At 65.4% G+C, this 15,268-nt stretch carries 13 protein-coding genes and 1 tRNA gene; 9 read left to right on the top strand and 5 right to left on the bottom strand.

Annotation, left to right across the window (positions count from 1 at the left end):
• Window positions 1-79: 79 nt before the first annotated feature.
• Genes BcanWU425_RS01305 through tsaD form a run of 3 tightly spaced genes read right to left on the bottom strand, consistent with a single transcriptional unit; the run spans window position 80 to window position 2,552 of the window.
• Window positions 80-493 (bottom strand): EVE domain-containing protein, encoded by a 414-nt coding sequence (locus BcanWU425_RS01305; RefSeq protein ID WP_204512900.1) that lies wholly within the window; start codon window positions 491-493, stop codon window positions 80-82.
• 2 nt (window positions 494-495) lie between these two features.
• Window positions 496-1,476 carry an NAD(P)H-dependent glycerol-3-phosphate dehydrogenase gene (locus tag BcanWU425_RS01310; RefSeq protein ID WP_204512899.1) on the bottom strand — a complete coding sequence of 327 codons (981 nt, stop codon included), beginning with the start codon at window positions 1,474-1,476 and terminating at the stop codon, window positions 496-498.
• 2 nt (window positions 1,477-1,478) lie between these two features.
• Window positions 1,479-2,552 carry a tRNA (adenosine(37)-N6)-threonylcarbamoyltransferase complex transferase subunit TsaD gene (gene tsaD, locus BcanWU425_RS01315; protein ID WP_018459700.1) on the bottom strand — a complete coding sequence of 358 codons (1,074 nt, stop codon included), beginning with the start codon at window positions 2,550-2,552 and terminating at the stop codon, window positions 1,479-1,481.
• Window positions 2,553-2,714: 162 nt separating this feature from the next.
• Between tsaD and BcanWU425_RS01320 the strand changes: the two genes are divergently transcribed.
• The 6 genes from BcanWU425_RS01320 (at window position 2,715) to BcanWU425_RS01345 (ending at window position 9,953) form a co-directional block, all read left to right on the top strand.
• Window positions 2,715-3,461: a uroporphyrinogen-III synthase gene (locus BcanWU425_RS01320; RefSeq protein ID WP_018459701.1), complete on the top strand. Its 747-nt coding sequence runs from the start codon at window positions 2,715-2,717 to the stop codon at window positions 3,459-3,461.
• A 69-nt stretch (window positions 3,462-3,530) separates the two neighbouring features.
• Window positions 3,531-4,808, top strand: a complete 1,278-nt coding sequence (locus BcanWU425_RS01325; RefSeq protein WP_204512898.1) for a COG4223 family protein — start codon at window positions 3,531-3,533, stop codon at window positions 4,806-4,808.
• 36 nt (window positions 4,809-4,844) lie between these two features.
• Entirely contained in the window at window positions 4,845-6,644 is a 1,800-nt protein-coding gene (locus BcanWU425_RS01330; protein WP_204512897.1) for a heme biosynthesis HemY N-terminal domain-containing protein, read from the top strand.
• A 100-nt stretch (window positions 6,645-6,744) separates the two neighbouring features.
• Window positions 6,745-6,820, top strand: a tRNA-Thr gene (locus tag BcanWU425_RS01335).
• Between the two features lie 260 nt (window positions 6,821-7,080).
• The gene (locus tag BcanWU425_RS01340; protein WP_204512896.1) at window positions 7,081-9,465 is read left to right on the top strand and encodes a hypothetical protein; all 2,385 of its coding nucleotides are present in this window, start codon (window positions 7,081-7,083) and stop codon (window positions 9,463-9,465) included.
• A 104-nt stretch (window positions 9,466-9,569) separates the two neighbouring features.
• A complete protein-coding gene (locus tag BcanWU425_RS01345) occupies window positions 9,570-9,953 on the top strand; it encodes a hypothetical protein (protein WP_085348532.1) in 384 nt (127 codons plus the stop codon).
• 75 nt (window positions 9,954-10,028) lie between these two features.
• Here BcanWU425_RS01345 and BcanWU425_RS01350 read toward each other — a convergent pair whose 3' ends face one another.
• Window positions 10,029-11,075 carry a polysaccharide deacetylase family protein gene (locus tag BcanWU425_RS01350; protein WP_085348538.1) on the bottom strand — a complete coding sequence of 349 codons (1,047 nt, stop codon included), beginning with the start codon at window positions 11,073-11,075 and terminating at the stop codon, window positions 10,029-10,031.
• Between the two features lie 255 nt (window positions 11,076-11,330).
• Between BcanWU425_RS01350 and BcanWU425_RS01355 the strand changes: the two genes are divergently transcribed.
• Together BcanWU425_RS01355 and BcanWU425_RS01360 are read left to right on the top strand one after the other, a co-directional pair.
• Window positions 11,331-11,642, top strand: a complete 312-nt coding sequence (locus BcanWU425_RS01355) for a hypothetical protein (RefSeq protein WP_018459734.1) — start codon at window positions 11,331-11,333, stop codon at window positions 11,640-11,642.
• Window positions 11,643-11,822: 180 nt separating this feature from the next.
• On the top strand, window positions 11,823-12,035 hold the full coding sequence (locus BcanWU425_RS01360; RefSeq protein ID WP_085348531.1) for a hypothetical protein: 213 nt from the start codon (window positions 11,823-11,825) through the stop codon (window positions 12,033-12,035).
• Window positions 12,036-12,059: 24 nt separating this feature from the next.
• On the opposite strand, the gene BcanWU425_RS01365 is transcribed toward BcanWU425_RS01360, so the two are convergent.
• Window positions 12,060-13,748 (bottom strand): MFS transporter, encoded by a 1,689-nt coding sequence (locus BcanWU425_RS01365; protein WP_018459736.1) that lies wholly within the window; start codon window positions 13,746-13,748, stop codon window positions 12,060-12,062.
• A 150-nt stretch (window positions 13,749-13,898) separates the two neighbouring features.
• On the opposite strand from BcanWU425_RS01365, the gene BcanWU425_RS01370 reads away from it, so the two are divergent.
• Window positions 13,899-15,266 carry a twin-arginine translocation pathway signal gene (locus BcanWU425_RS01370; RefSeq protein WP_018459737.1) on the top strand — a complete coding sequence of 456 codons (1,368 nt, stop codon included), beginning with the start codon at window positions 13,899-13,901 and terminating at the stop codon, window positions 15,264-15,266.
• The last annotated feature ends 2 nt before the right edge of the window (window positions 15,267-15,268 follow it).

Below are 15,268 nucleotides of genomic sequence, written 5' to 3' on the forward strand. Positions count from 1 at the left end.
CGCATGAGCGTAGCGACATGCGGGATAGCAGCAGTAGTCCTGGATATCGCTTCGCTCATCCGGGCTACAGCACCTAAGCCTACATCCCGCCCATCTTGCAGACGAGCTTCCATTCCTCGGCCGTCACCGGCTGCACCGAGAGGCGCGAATATTTCACCAGGGCCATGTCGGCGAGCTTCTTCTCGGCCTTGATCGCGGCCATCGACACCGGTGTCTTCAAGGGCTTGTCGGCCTTGATGTCGACGCAGACGAATTTCTCGGTCTTGTCGGTCGGATCGGGGTAGGCTTCCTTGATAATCTCCGCGATGCCGACGATCTCCTTGCCCTCGTTGGAATGATAGAAGAACGCCTTGTCGCCCTTCTTCATGGCGACGAGGTTCTGGCGCGCGGTGTAATTGCGCACGCCGGTCCAGGCTTCGCCCTTGGCGCCTTTCGCCACCTGCTGGTCCCAGGACCACACCGATGGTTCGGATTTCACCAGCCAGTACGCCATGTTCATTCCTCCGCCTTGAAAGGTCGCGTCATGAGCCCCGAGATCGCGGCGTCGATCGTGCTTCTGCCGGTCAGGATCGATGCGACGGCTTCCGATACTGGCATTTCGATTTTTTGCGAAGCCGCGAGCTCGATCAGTACCGGCGCGGTGAATTCGCCTTCGGCAAGCTTGCCGGCGGGCGGCTGCTCGCTGCGGCCAAGCGACAGGCCGAGCGCAAAATTGCGCGATTGTGGGCTCGAGCAGGTCAGGATCAGATCGCCGAGGCCAGACAAGCCCGTGAGTGTTTCGCTGCGTGCGCCGAGCGCGCGGCCGAGGCGTGTCAGCTCGGCAAAGGCGCGGGTGGTAAGTGCGGCCTGGGCGGAAGCGCCGAGCTTGCGCCCGACCGCGATGCCGACCGCGATCGCCAGCACGTTCTTGGCGGCGCCGCCGATCTCGACGCCGCGGACATCGGTGGAGTGATAGGGCCGGAACGTCGGCGAGCCCAGCGCCTGCACCAGGTGGCTCGCCAAGGCGTCGTCCTTTGCGGCCAGCGTCACCGCCGTCGGCAGGCCACGCGCGACATCGTCGGCAAAGCTCGGGCCCGACAGGATCGCCGGCTGCGCGTGAGGCGCGGCCTCGGCGATCACGTCGGTCATGAATTTATGGGTGCCGTGCTCGATGCCCTTGGCGCAGGCAATGATCGGCACCGGCTTTTCCAGGTGCGAGGCGAGCATGTTGACAGCACCGCGCAGATGCTGCGCGGGCACTGCGATCAGCAGCATGTCCGCGCGTGCGGCGAGGGCCAGGTCGCTCGTGACGATGATCTCCGGCGCAAGCCGCACGCCCGGCAGCCGCGGATTGTCGCGGCTCGATGCGATTCGCGTCGCGTGCTCGGAATTGCGCGCACACAGCGTCACGTTCCGTCCGGCCCGCGCCGCCACCATCGCCAGCGCCGTGCCCCAGGCGCCCGCGCCGATCACCGCGACAGATCGGAACGCTGTCATTGCTAGAATCCCGCGCGTGTCTTGCCGTATCCGGCCGGTGCCGTCGCGTTCGCATCGAGCAGCCAGCGCGCGCGAGGCTGTGCTTCCATCGTGTCGGTCATGCCGAGCGCGAGACGTTCCGCGCCGGCCCAGGCGATCATTGCACCATTGTCGGTGCAGAGCGCCGGCGGCGGCATGATCAATTGTGTTCCGGCTTTCCTCGCAACGTCATGCAGCGCGCCGCGGATCGCCTGATTGGCGGCGACACCGCCGGCCGCCACCAGCGCACGCGGTGCACCGAACTGCTCGCGGAAGAGTTTCAGGCCGACGCTCAGCCGGTCGGCGGTGGAGTCGAGCACGGCGGCCTGGAAGCTCGCGCAGAGATCGTTGACGTCCTGCGGTGTGATCTCGGCCAACCGGCTTGCTTCGTTGCGCACCGCTGTCTTCAATCCCGAGAGTGAGAAGTTGGCGTCGGGGCGTCCCTGCAGCGGCCGCGGAAACGCAAATCGCGCGGCATCGCCGTTGGCTGCCGCGCGCTCGACCTGCGGGCCGCCCGGATAGGGCAGCCCCAGCATCTTCGCCACCTTGTCGAAGGCTTCGCCGATCGCATCGTCGACGGTGGTGCCGAGCCGCACATACTGTCCGACGCCGGTGACGGCAACGATCTGGGTATGGCCGCCCGAGGCGAGAAACAGGCAATAGGGAAATTCGAGTGCGTCGGTCAGGCGCGGTGTCAGCGCATGCGCTTCCAGATGGTTCACCGCGACCAGCGGCGTGTCGTGCACCATCGCGATCGCCTTCGCGGTGGTGAGCCCGACGATGACGCCGCCGATCAGTCCCGGGCCCGCGGCGGCCGCGACACCGTCGAGCTGGGCGAAGTCGATGCCGGCCTCAGTCATGGCGCGGTCGATGATGCCGTCGAGCAGGTCGACATGGGCGCGGGCCGCGATCTCCGGTACCACGCCGCCGAAACGGGCATGCTCCTCGACCTGCGACCACACGATATTGGACAGGATCTTGCCGCTGCCGTCAGGCGCACGCTCGATCACCGCCGCGGCGGTCTCGTCGCAGGTGGTTTCGATGCCCAGTACCAGCATTGGCGAATTGTTATCCAATTTGCGCCCTTCCCGCCCCTTGCGCTCATCCGCAAAGCAGAGTTCTGGTACGTCCGGTAGCATTCCGGGGTCGGCCAACGCAATCGTCACGCGCTGCCGTTCCTCGTGAAAGCGCCACCGCCACGTGGTTCGGGAACACAAGCGATGTCCATTCTTGTCACACGGCCGCATCCCGACAATGAGGCGACGTCGGAAAATCTGCGTGCACGGGGTCATGTGGTGCTGCTCGCGCCGGTGCTCAAGTTCGAGCCGGTCGCCTTCCATGACGAGAGTGAAACGAGCTACAGCGCCGTCATTGTCACATCGGCCAATGCGATCCGTGGCGTCGCATCGCAATTACCGGACCTTGGTCTCCTGCAGCTGCCGCTGTTCGCGGTCGGCGAGCACACGGCTGCCGCCGGGCGCGATGCCGGTTTTGCCGAGGTGATCGTCGCCGGTGGCGATGCCGCTGCCCTGCGCGACAAGGTGATGCAGAGCGCGCGCGACAAGCGGCTGAAGAAAAAGAGCACGTTGCTCTATCTCGCGGGCGCGGATCTGTCGCGCGACCTCGGCGGGGAGCTGGGCGCCGAAGGCTTCATCGTCATCACGCAGACGACCTATCGCATGGCGCCAGTCAAGCTGTTGCCGCGCGATGTCTGTGAAGGCTTTGCCGCCCATGGGATCGAGGCGGTGCTGCACTACTCCCGGCGCAGCGCGCGGGCTTTCCTGGAGGCCGCGCGGGCGGAAGGTGTCGAAATCTCGGCTCTGGCGATCCCGCAGTGCTGCCTGTCCGAGCCGGTCGCCGGCGTACTGCGCGAGGCCGGTGCCTCGCAGGTTCTGGTTGCGGCGACGCCGGACGAAAATGCCTTATTTGACACCTTGGAGCGTGCTTTGCGCACCCGTTTGGCGTAAGAGGTCGGGCCGAATCCGACGCAATCGGGTCCGTTCGTTCAGGGCAGGTAAGTGTGAGGAACCGTCACGATGGCCGACGACAAGCCTGAAGACGCAGGATTGGCTCCCGAGTCCGGCCGCGCCAAGCGCATCCCGCCCACCATCGACCTCGAGGCGACGGAAGTCTCGACCCAGCCGCAGCAGGTGACGGGCGAGCCTGAGGCTGGGGCAGCGACCGAACAGGCCGCGCATGAGCAAGCCAAATCTGAAGAGGAAAAGTCTCAAGAGGAAAAGTCTCAAGAGGAAAAGTCTCAAGAGGTAAGGTCCGAAGAAGCTATTGCCGCGCCGCAGCCCGAACCTGCCGAAGAAGAGTCTTCCGTTGCGTCCGCGTCGGTATCGCCGTCGATTTCACCCTGGGTTATCGCTCCGTTCTCCGGCGCCGTCGCAGCCGCAATCGTGATCGCGGTCGGCTGGATGCTGGGCTGGCCTGCCGTGCAGGCGCCGCCGGCTGCTCCGCAAGTGACGGGCGCAACCGTCGAGGCGCTGAGCGGGCGCGTGGCCGCGGTCGAAGCCAAGGCGGGCAAGCCGGCCGCCGATCCGGCCATGGTGGCGCGGATCGATGCGCTGGAGAAATCCGCAACGAGCCTGCGCAGCGAGATCGCCAATCTGCGCGCACAATCCGACAAGACTGCCAGCGCCCTGAACGACGCGACATCGGCGCCGCGCGCTGCCGCGCCCGATCTTGCCGCTCTCAACGACCGCCTCGCTCAGCTCGAGCGTGCAAGCAAGACCGAACGTGCGGAACTCGCACAGCAAAGCGAGAAGATCGCCGACGCGAAGACGATGGACGACAAGCCGCTGCGCCATGTGGTGGCGGCGGCCCTGCTCGACGTCGCCGTTCGCCACGGCGATGCCTACGAGTCGCAGCTCGCCGCCGCGCGGTCGCTGGCAGCAAAGCCGGAGATGCTGAAGCCGCTCGACACCTTTGCGTCGTCAGGCATTCCGACGCCGGTCGCCTTGAGTCGCGAGCTCCTCAACATCGTGCCAAAATTGTCGCCGCGGGCGGAAGCTCCGGCCAGCGGCACCGGAATCGTCGAGCGCCTTCAGGCGGGGGCGTCGAAACTCGTCCGCATCGAGCGTACCGACGGGGTCGGCAACGATCGCGGCGCGATCGTCGCGCGGGTGACGGCGGCTGCGTTGCGCAACGATTTCGGCGAGGCGCGGCGCGAGTTGAAGACGCTGCCCGAGGCCGATCGTGCACCGGCGCAAGCCTGGCTCGACAAGACCGATGCCCGTGACGCCGCGCTCGCCGCGTCACGCAAATTCGCCGACGCCGCCATGGCGGATCTCGTCAAGCCTGGTCAATAAAGGTTCGCGCAACAATCAGCGCGTATAGGGATCGTCATGCTTCGCATCGTCCTCTTCCTCGTTCTGATCGCACTGGCGGCGGCCGGCGCGGCCTGGGTTGCCGATCAGCCCGGCGACCTCGTCCTGACTGCGGGCGCTTTCCGCGCCACAACGACGCTTCCCCGCTTCGTGTTCTTGCTTGGTCTCTTTGCCGCGGCAGTCGTGCTGGTCTGGAGCCTGCTGACGATGGCCTGGCGCGCTCCGGGGCGTCTGCGCCGCCGTCGTCACGAAAAGCGCCATGCTCGCGGCCGCCACGCCATCACCCACGGCCTGCTTGCGATCGGCCATGGCGACACCGCGCTTGCCCGTCGCCACGCCGATACCGCGCGGCGGCTGGCTGCAAACGATCCGCTCGCGCTTCTCTTGCATGCGCAATCGGCGCAGCTCGAGGGCAATCGCGACGAGGCCCAGCGCGTCTTCCGTGCCATGGCCGAGCGCGAGGACACGCGCCTGCTCGGCCTGCGCGGCCTGTTCATCGAGGCGCAGCGCGCCGACGATGCGGTCGGCGCCGTGATGATCGCCGAGGAAGCGATCAAGCTGTCGCCGTCCTCGACCTGGGCCTCGCATGCGGTGCTCGGCTTCCGCTGCGCGCGCGGCGACTGGAGCGGCGCGCTCGCGATCCTCGATTCGAATCTGTCCGCGGGCCTGATCGACAAGCAGGCCTATCGCCGCCAGCGCGGCGTGCTGCTCGCCGCCCGCGCGCTGGAATTGGAAACAATGGACCGCGACGTCGCGCGCGAGAGCGTGATGCAGGCGGTCAAGCTCGCGCCGACCCTGGTTCCGGCCGCAGTGCTCGCTGCAAAATTCGAGAGCGAGGCGCATCAGGTGCGCCGCGCCATGAAGCTGGTGGAAACCGCCTGGCTCGCCAATCCGCATCCTGATCTTGCGGATGCCTATGCGCATGTGAAGCTCGGCGATTCCGCGCGGCAGCGCCTGCAGCGGGTCGAGACGCTTGCGGCCAAGATTTCTGCCGACAAGGCTGGCTATATCGAGGGCCAGCTGGCGATCGCGCGCGCCGCGATCGATGCGTCCGAGTTTGCCCGTGCGCGCGCGGTGCTGGCGCCTTACGTCAACGATCCCACCCAGCGCGTGGCGTTGCTGATGGCCGAGATCGAGCGGACCGAGCATGGTGACGGCGGCCGGGCCCGCGCCTGGACCTTGCGCGCGGTGCGCGCCCGCCATGATCCGGCCTGGACTGCGGACGGTTATGTCAGCGACCGCTGGCGTCCGGTTTCCCCGGTCACCGGCCGTCTTGACGCCTTCCAGTGGCAAACGCCAGTCGCGAGTCTTCCTTCCGACAAAGGCGCCATGATCGAATCCTCGGCCTTCGAGGAGGCGATGCTGGCGGCTCCGCCGCCGAAGCGGGTGACGACGGCCCCGAGCGAGAGCCCGGTGGAACCGGCTGTCATGGCGCCGGATCCGGTGCCCGCTCCGCAGGACAATTCGCCGCCCCTTGAAGCCCAGGAAATCTTAAAGGAAGCCGTCGAGGAGACCGCCAAAGAAACCGTCAAGGAAGAGCCGGTCGTCACGCCTGCCGAGCCGCTCAAACCGGCCCCTGAGATCGCCGAATCATCGTCCGCGGCGGCAACGCCGGTGTTCCGGACCCGCGCCGACCTCGGCAAACCTGGACAAGCACCTATTCCCGCCGTCATCCCGATCGTCCGCGCCCCGGATGATCCCGGTATCGACGACGAGGGCCCGAGCGATGAATTTACGGAACAAATCGGCACGCCCAGGGACCACGCAAAGGCCCAGGCCGGCGGCTGGCGCGGATTCTGGTCTCGCTGGGGCGGGTGAGCGGCATATGGGAGCCGGCTCCACCTTGCCAATTCGGGCCATGCCCGATATCAGGAGCGCGCGTAACGGGACCGGCCTCGCGCGGGCCCCGGCATGGTTCGCCGCAATAGCTCAGTTGGTAGAGCACGTCATTCGTAATGACGGGGTCGGGGGTTCGAATCCCTCTTGCGGCACCAGCGCCTTGATTGTCCGGCCCGAAGACATGGGTAACGGAACGTACCCAAGAACGGAACGTACCTAAGACATGGGTGACAGCCTCGTTGTCGAGACGTTGCAGGGTTTTCTGCTCCAGGTCGAAATATCCCAGATCATAGTGCATGAAGCTGACGAGCCAAATGCTTCGCGGCCCGCGTGTCGCGCGCTTTGGTCATTTGCCTTGGATTGACAGCGCGTCCGGACGGCCGAAACTACAGGCAACGCGGCGGCGCGAGGCAGCATGCATGATATCCTGGTGGTTGGGCTCGTCGCGCTGACGTCCGGCGCCATTGGTCTTCCGTTCTCCCTGCTTCTGCCGTCGGACCAGTTTGCTGTGCGCTGGGCGCTCGCGCCGCCGCTTGGCTTCGGCCTCCTCGCCGCAGGAACCGCGGTCCTGTATCTCTCCGGCGTCGCTCCGTGGGTGACGTTGCCTGCGATGGCAATCGCCGGTCTTGTCATTGCCGCTGCAATACGCTTCCCGGCGCTGCGTCGGCGGCCTGAGCCATCGCCCGGACGATGGCTCGCGATGGCGATAGCGATCGCGGCTATTGCGATGGTGTGTCTTGCTCCCGGCTGGACCGGAGGCGCGCGCTTCCGCGTTTTCCAGGCCAACGTCTACGATCATATGTTGTACGTGGGATCGTCGGTCTCGTATCGCGTGCTCGACTACGCAACCCTGGCCATCCAGGGCGCGGACGAGTCGAACTCCAATCCAATTTCAGTGATGGCACTGAAGTTCGTCGACTATCGCGGCGCCGTGTCGATGATCCATGCGGCAATCGCCGCTATCAGTCGCGGCGATGTCGTCGATTGCGCCTATCCGTATATGGTCGGCATGCAGCTCAACATGCTGTTTGCCGCGCTGTTCGTCTTTGTCAACGCGCTCTCGATGCGGCGCTGGCTGGCGTTTGCGTGCGCCGTCGCGCTCACGATCGGCTTCTTCGAACAGTACGTCTTCGATATCAACGCCTGGTCTCAACTTGCGACGCAGCCGATCTTCCTGCTTCTGCTCGCATTCGTGGCGTTCGCCTTCGATCGCAATCGCTTTGGGCAAATGCCCAGCTCGATCATGCGGTTGGGAGCGGTCTTTGCGGCGTTGATGACAGGCGCGTTCTTTCTCTATCCGGAATCGCTGACGATCTACGGTCTCGCCGCGGCGGTTGCGGCCGCGATGGGCTGCTGGCATCGCGCCTCGCGCAAGGCCTTGCCCGTGGCTGCGTCAGGCCTGGCGGCAGGTGTGGGAATATCGCTGTTCGCGTGCATCCCGCTCTGGTCCGGCACGGTTGCCTATGTCGTCCGCCAGCTGAGTCATGCAGCGATCAACCCGCCCGACTGGTGGAAATACTATCAGCGCTACCTGTTCGGCAGTGACGCGAACTTTCTCGATGTCATCGGCAGCCCCGACAATCGTATCGGAGAACTGGCGAACGCCTGGTTCTCATTGCCCGTCGAATCCGCGCTTGCGGGTCTCGGCCTCTATGCGGTGCTGCCGTCGGCGGGTTGGCCCGCCGCGGTGGCGGTTGCGTGGAAATTGCTGCTCTATGGCTTTCTGTTCGTGCTGTTGAGGGGCATCGCAAGAACCGCGTGGACGATCTGGCGCGCCGAGCCGGACGGAAGCGTCGCGCGGCTCCTGGCAGGCAGCCTTGCCGGATGCCTCATGCCGATTGCCATTCTCGCGGCCGGTCATGGTTGGGCCGCGGGCAAGGGCCTGGCCATGGCGACGCCGATGCTCTTCACGCTTGTCATTGCTCCCTTGGCGCGCTTGGTTCCCTTGGCTGCGAATCGGTGGAATCCGGGCGCCGTCGCCGCCGTTGTCGTCGTCGTAGCTGTTCACCTCGGCCTTGGCATGTTGCGGCCGCTGCTGGTGATGCAAGCGGTGGGCGCGAGTCTTCCGGGGCTTCCGACCGCCGCCGCGCAGGTCAACGCGCAAAAGGCGACGTCTCTCGACTGGGACTACAATCGCTTGTCGGCGGACATCAAGAGCTGCAACGCACTCGTCATCGATGTTGCGAATCCGATGATGCACAATTTGTTGCGCCGGCTCGCAGCGGAGCTTCGGGTGCCCTGGGCGGCGCCGCGAATCATGTCCTGGCCCGACACGGCGGGGCGGCCGTATTTTCCCGAAGGTTTTGAAAAGTTCGACTGTCTGGTGGCGTCCGGGCGGCTCACTGCCAATCCGGGGCAGCGGCTGATATCCGTGGCCACAGACCGGTCTTCGCGCGAATTCATGGATGGGCAGCGCAATGAGCTTGAGGTCGGCACGGAAGCCCCGCCGGGGATCGCAACGCGCGGTCTTTTCGGCAAGGAAATCACCCCAGGGGGTGCGCTGCAATGGGCATCACCGAGCGCGCGTCTCGAGATTCCGAACAAGCCTGTGATGCCGGCGCGCACGTTGAAGCTCGAATTGTGGCCCATGCCGATCTGCGGAAACGAGTTCCTGGTCAAGATCAATGGGCGTGAGATCTACAAAGGCGTCGTGCCTGCGGGCCCGTTGTCATTTCCGCTGGATCAGTTTGCAGGCGACGAAACGCTCGTGGTCGAGCTGGACACCAATGCCGTCACGCATTTTCCGGGCGATCCCCGCGACCTCGGTTTTGCGATCCGGGAGCTGAGTGTTCGCCGCTAGCCAATCAACAGATGCGAGGGATGCCGCCGGCGTGATTCGCGTCACATTACCCCGAGCGCGGCTCCCCCAGTGTCCAGCTCACGCCAAACACGGGGAGATTTCATATGCGCAAGATCATTCTGGTGACCGCCATGGTGCTGGTCTCTGCCTCTGCCCAGGCCGGAGGCCCGCGCAGCCTGTCGCTGTCCGCGGTGAGCGAGCCGGCTTCGGTTCAGCAAACGGCGCCGGCGCTTGCCGCCGCGCCGACGCAGGTGAGCGAAGCAGCGCCTGCCGCCGAAGCTCCGAAATATCTCGATCGCCCGCCGGCGGTGTCGCTCAATGCGCCCGCGGCGGTTGCCACACCCACGACCACGACGGCCTCAGCGCCCGCGACGACGACGCAACCCGCCGCGAAGACAACGGCCAAGGCAGACAAGCCGAAGCACAAGCGCAGCTGGACCGAAGGCCGCATCATCAGCGAGCTGCATCGCCATGGCATCTACTGGTAAGATGCCCGCTCTCAAAAGGATATGGCCGGGACAAGCCCGGCCATCACGCGAGAGTTTTGAATCTGATCGGGCGCGTTACTGCGAAACCGTCTGCACCACGCTCCCGATCGGACGCGCGCTCGAGGTCGGCACCTTTAGGTCCTTCAGCAGCGCCTCGTCATATTCCGGCAGCGACTGGAGGGTCGTCTTGGCCTTCATCTGCACGATCTTGTAGCCGCCGGCCTTCAGCCGCGCGAGCAGCGCGGGCATGGCTTCGCCGGTGTGCTTCTGGAAGTCGTGCATCAGGATGATGCCCTTGCCGAGCTTGTCGAGCCTGGTCATCACGGTCTCGATGATCTTCTCCGGCGTGGCGCCCTTCCTGAAATCGAAGGAGTCGATATCGGTCGAGAACATCGCGACGTTTCGGGTGCCGAAATAGCTCACGATCGCCGGATTGTGCTGGAGCTGCGGGAAGCGGAAGAACGGCGCCGGGTTGGTGCCGAGCGCGTATTTCACCGCGCTAATGCCCTTTTCGACCTCGTCCTTGGCCATCTGCTCGGTCATCTTCTTGCCGTTCAGATTGACGTGCGACCAGGTGTGCGTGCCGACCGTATGGCCCTGGGCCAGCACCTGGCGCAGGATCTCCGGGTGGTAGGTCGCATGCTTGCCGACCGAGAAGAACAGGCCCTTGGCGCATTCGTCCGCGAGCGCCTTCAGTACGGCGGGCGTGTTGACCGGCCAGGGGCCGTCGTCGAACGTCAGCACGACCTCCTTGTCGGTGAGGAAGTCGAACTGCTTGAAATGATCGAAGCCGAAGCCCGGACCGCCGGTGGTGTCGATCTCGACCACGCGGGAGACGCCGAGCGCGTTGGGATTGGCGCAGGTCGATTTCTGCTGAACCGGCATCGGCGCGGGTGCGGGCGCCGGGGCGGCTGCCGCCGGCTTGGCCGCAATCGCGGCCGTGATCGCGACGTCGTCCTTGGCGGCGAGCTTCGCCTGTGCCGGCAATGGATCGGCGGCACGGGCGGCAATCGTCTTGGGAGCGGCCTGGTCGGCGCGCGAGGAATAATAAAACCAACCGCCGGCGGCAATCACGACCGCCGCAACTACACTGGCCAGCATCAGGCCCAACGCATTACGCATCGCCATTCTTTCCAATTACGCAACCAAACCGGCGGAATTTCCCGCTCGACGAGCCATTAATGCGAAGGAACAGTTAACGTGACACCAACACGACAGCGGATATGGAGGAATTTCAGCGAGGTGCGCCAGCGTGACCGAGGTCACAGAGGGTGAGCCTCCCGTGACCGTCATCACAGTCGGAACTGTTTTGCTGGAGCATGGTCAATCCCATCAACAACGGCGGGCCCGCTTCCGCGGTGCCAATGGGAGCTTCAAATGACCAACTCGCTGAACATCAAGTCCTTAAGTAGCAAGATCCGCGACGTCAGCCTGGCTCTGGGCTTTGCCGCCATCCTCTCGATCGCCTCGACCGGCTCGAGCTTCGCCTTCTCGTCCGAAGCGCAGCAGCAGTGCACCGGCGACGCTTTCCGCCTGTGCTCGTCGGAAATCCCGAACATCCCGAAGATCACGGCGTGCATGATGAAGCATCGTTCGGATCTGAGCGCCGGTTGCCGTGCGGTGATGGACAAGGATCTCGCCAAGGGCGGCGCGTCACGCAAGGTCGCTGACGCCCAGGACAGTCAATAAGAGTCGATCAGTAACAGCAACGATAGCGTCGTTGCGTCGGTTAGCTCCCCTCGCGATGTGCCCCGGCGTGATGCCGGAGCGCCGCGGCGGCGCAAGCCCGTCTGCCAATAAAGCCGTTGCGGCTTCGGGATCGTCGCTCTAGCTTCGCCCGCACATCTTCCGGGTAAGAGGCATTACGCGATGACCAGATTTCTTTGCATCATTCCATTGATCCTGTTTGCATCGGCTGCGTCAGCGCAGCAGCCCGGTCACGACGCCTGCGCGCGCGACGTCACGCGCTTCTGCCGTCCGGTGATGAACAATGGCGATGGCGCCGTGCTCGCCTGCCTCAAGCAGAACCGTACGCGGCTCACCAAGGGCTGCGACAAGGTGCTGACGGATCACGGGCAGTAAGACGTCGCTACGGACTCGCAAAACCTAAGTGCTGCTTCCCGCCGCAGTGGCGACCACGGGCAGCACCTCACTTGCTGCCTGGTCCGGCGTCTCCTCTTTCCAGCGCACTGAGCCGAACGGACGCTCGAGCATGCGGCGGATCCGCACCGGATCCGGGCCGATGTGGAAATCGATCGCCTCCTGATGCAGCGCGCGTTCGGACTGGGTCGAGCGGTTGCGCTGGCGCAGATAGTCGAGCCAGGTCGGGCAATGATAGCGCTCGGTCCACAATTCGGGATCGGCGATGTCGCGCGCGATCGACCAGCCATAGGCGCCGTTGCGCTGGCGAGAGAGCTGCACGTCCTGCATCACGTTGTGAAAGGCGCGGGCGTTCTCTTGGGCGACGCGGTATTCGATCTCGACCACCAGCGGCCCGCTGCGCGCCGTGAGCGACAGTTTGACTTCCGGATCGGCCAGCAGATCGGCGTCTTCGTTGCGGGCGCCGACGCGCGGCATCGTGAGCCAGATCCCGAGCACCGGCGAGATCAGCATCAGGCCGGCGGCCGTCAGCAGCGCTACCTCGACGCCGGCATAGTCGGTGAGATGGCCCCAACCCCAGGCGCCGATCGCGATGCCGCCGGAAATCGAAGCCTGAAACGCCGCGAGCGAGCGGCCGGCGACCCAGCGCGGCGCCGAGAGCTGCACGCCGATATTGAACAGCGCGATGGCGGCCATCCAGACCGCGCCGGCGAGCACCAGCGCAGCCGCGGTCAGCACCGGCTCGGTGCTCACGGCGAGAGCGGCCATCGCAAACGCCATCGAGATGGTGCAGGCGCGGATCGCGGCTTCGCCGCTCATGCGCTTGCGCAATTCGTGGATGTTGAGCGCGCCGATCACAGCGCCCATTCCGAAGGCGCCGAGCATGATGCCGTAGGTTTGCGCGCCGCCATGCAGCAGATCACGTGCAACCAGCGGCATCAACGCCATGATGGCACCGCCAATCAGGCCCATCACCAGCGTGCGCAACAGCACGATCTTGATCGGCGGCGAATTGGTGATGTAGCGGAAGCCCGATACCATGGCGCGGTTGAGCTTCTCCCGCGGCAGGCGCGAGGGTTCGGTGTTGCGCCGCCAGAGCAGCAGCACCACCAACAGCGGCAAATAGAGGATCGCGTTACACGCGAACGCCGCGACAGCACCGAGTGCGGCGACGATGACACCGCCGACCGCAGGGCCGAAGCTGCGGGCGATGTTGTAGCTGATGCCGTTCAGCGCGACGGCTGACGGCAGTGCATCGGGCGGCACCTGCTCGCTGACCGAGGACTGCCAGGCCGGACCGAACAGTGCGTTGCCGCTGCCGACCACGAAGCAGAAGGCGAGCAGCGTTTCCGGGGAAATGAAGTTGAGCCAGGCCAGGACCGTGAGTGCGGTCGCGCCAGTCAGCGCGATCATGAGCGCGATCAGGGTGACGATACGGCGGTCATACATGTCGGCGATGGCGCCCGCCGGCATCGAGATCAGCATGATCGGCAGCATCAGGGCGGTCTGTACCAGCGCCACCTTGTCCGCCGAGGCCGCCATCTGCGTCATCGCCCAGGCGGCGCCCACGCCCTGGATCAGCAGGCCGAGATTGGAGAGCAGGCTGGCGAGCCAGATGCGCCGGAACACGGTGTACCGTAGCGGCGCCATGATGCCGTCGGCGTCAATTTTCTGACGGTTCGTCTGCTCGGTCATATCCCCTTCCAAATGGGCTGGCAGAAGTGGCGTCGGCGTGGTCTTTGGGCGATTTCGGCAAGTTCAGTGATGCCCGCGAAAGTCCTTCGCTGTCCAGTGGTTAGGCCGGTATAAGCGGTGCACAGAGATGCTTTTGCCGGGGAGGAACAGATGAAGCTGTCACGACGGATGATCTTGCAAGGTGCCGGCAGCTTGCCCTTCGCAATTGCGAGCTTGCGCACGGGCGCATTGGCTCAATCCGCACCCACTGCGCCGAGCGAGGTGCCGCCAATCCTGTTCGTCCACGGCAATGGCGACTACGACGCGCTCTGGATGACGACCTTGTGGCGGATGGAATCCAACGGCATTGCGCGCGATCGCATGCATGCGATCAATTTCAACGATCCCAATGCGCGAAGTGACGACAAGGTCGAGCAGGCGGGCCGCTCCTCGACCGAGGACCAGCGCCGCGAGCTCGCCGCCGCCATAGCCGAATTGAAGCGCAGCACCGGCGCCGCCCGCGTGGCGCTGGTCGGCAGCTCGCGCGGCGGCTATGCCATCCGCAACGTCATCAAGAACGGCGGCGCCGGCGATGTCAGCCACGCCGTGCTGTGCGGCACGCCCAATCACGGCGTGTTCGCGACTGACGACCAGCCCAACAGCGAGTTCAACGGCCGCGGCGCGTTCCTGCTCGGCCTGAACGAGGGCGAGAGTGAGGTGACGCCGGGTGTTGCCTTCCTGACCTTGCGCAGCGACGGCATGGACAAATACGCGCAGGCCGATGGCCGCTTCATCGGCAAGCCCGGCACGCCGACCGGCGTCAGCGTCGAAGGTCCGGAGTTGAAGGGGGCCACCAACCTCGTGCTGGGCGCACTCGATCATCGCGAGGTGGCGTTTCACCCCCGAGCCTTCCGCGAGATCTATAAGTTCATTGCCGGCCGCGAGCCCGCGCGAATCTCGATTGTGCCGGAGCAGAGCGTCAGGCTGAGCGGCCTCGTGACGGGCACACCGGGCGGTGCGCCGACCAATCGGCCGGTGGCCGGTGCAACCGTCGATATCTTTCGGGTTGATCCTGAAACCGGTGAGCGCAAGGGCAGCGCCGTGCACAGCGCGAAGACCGGTGCCGACGGCCGCTGGGGACCGGCGCAGGTCGAACCTTCCTGGTCGCTCGAATTCGCCCTCGCAGCGCCGGATGCGCCGACGACGCACATCTACCGCTCGCCCTTCCCGCGCTCGTCCGACGTCGTTCACCTGCGCGCCGCGCGCCCGCTCGGTCCCGCGGACAAGGACGCCGGGGCCGTCGTGATCATGTCGCGTCCGCGCGGCTATTTCGGCCTGCCGCGGGACGTGGTGCTGCTCGACGGCAAGGAGCCGGCGGACGTCAAATCGGGTGTGCCCACGGATTCGACAGCAACACTGCGCCTTCCGGCCGGCGAGGTCGGGCGTAACATCGTGGCCGAATTCAACGAAGAACGAATTGTGGCACGCGCCTGGCCTGCCTCCGAGAACAGGATTGCGATTGCCGAGCTGACTTACTAGCT

The organism is Bradyrhizobium sp. WU425 (assembly GCF_021052305.1).
Lineage (GTDB): Bacteria > Pseudomonadota > Alphaproteobacteria > Rhizobiales > Xanthobacteraceae > Bradyrhizobium > Bradyrhizobium canariense_D.